Below are 717 nucleotides of genomic sequence, written 5' to 3' on the forward strand. Positions count from 1 at the left end.
GCGGTCCAGGATTCGGTGCGTTTCAGCGCCGGAACGAAGGAGCCGAGTAAATCCTGCAGCATGAATCGCCCGGCACGGGTACCAGCATCCACCGCGGTCAGGATGAACAACGCTTCGAACAGGATCGCGAAGTGGTACCAGAACGCCATGGTGTTTTCACCCGGCAGAAGTTGGTGCAGGATCTGCGCGATACCGACCGCCAGGGTCGGCGCACCACCGGCACGGGCCAGGATGGTGGTTTCACCGATGTCCTTGGCCACTGCTTGCAGGGCTTCCGGGGTAATTGCAAAACCCCAGCTGCTGACCGTCTGAGCAACCGAAACAGCATCGGAGCCGACAAGGGCCGCCGGGCTGTTCATCGCAAAATANTGCTTGCAGGGCTTCCGGGGTAATTGCAAAACCCCAGCTGCTGACCGTCTGAGCAACCGAAACAGCATCGGAGCCGACAAGGGCCGCCGGGCTGTTCATCGCAAAATAGACACCCGGCTCGATCACCGAAGCGGCCACCATTGCCATGATCGCCACGAAGGACTCCATCAGCATGCCACCGTAACCGATGTAACGGGCATGGCCTTCATTGGCAAGTAACTTCGGCGTGGTGCCGGAAGCAATCAATGCGTGGAAACCAGACACCGCGCCACAGGCAATGGTGATGAACAGGAACGGGAACAACCCACCCTTCCACACCGGCCCGGTGCCGTCGATGAACTGGGTCAA

At 59.9% G+C, this 717-nt stretch carries 2 pseudogenes; both read right to left on the minus strand.

What is annotated here, in order from left to right:
* A pseudogene (locus tag MMG91_RS28810) lies at positions 1–267 on the minus strand (carbon starvation CstA family protein); the annotation flags it as partial.
* A 108-nt stretch (positions 268–375) separates the two neighbouring features.
* Positions 376–717 (minus strand): annotated as a pseudogene (locus MMG91_RS28815) (carbon starvation CstA family protein); the annotation flags it as partial.

The sequence above is a fragment of the Pseudomonas sp. JL3 genome, assembly GCF_031570575.1.
GTDB lineage: Bacteria > Pseudomonadota > Gammaproteobacteria > Pseudomonadales > Pseudomonadaceae > Aquipseudomonas > Aquipseudomonas cucumis.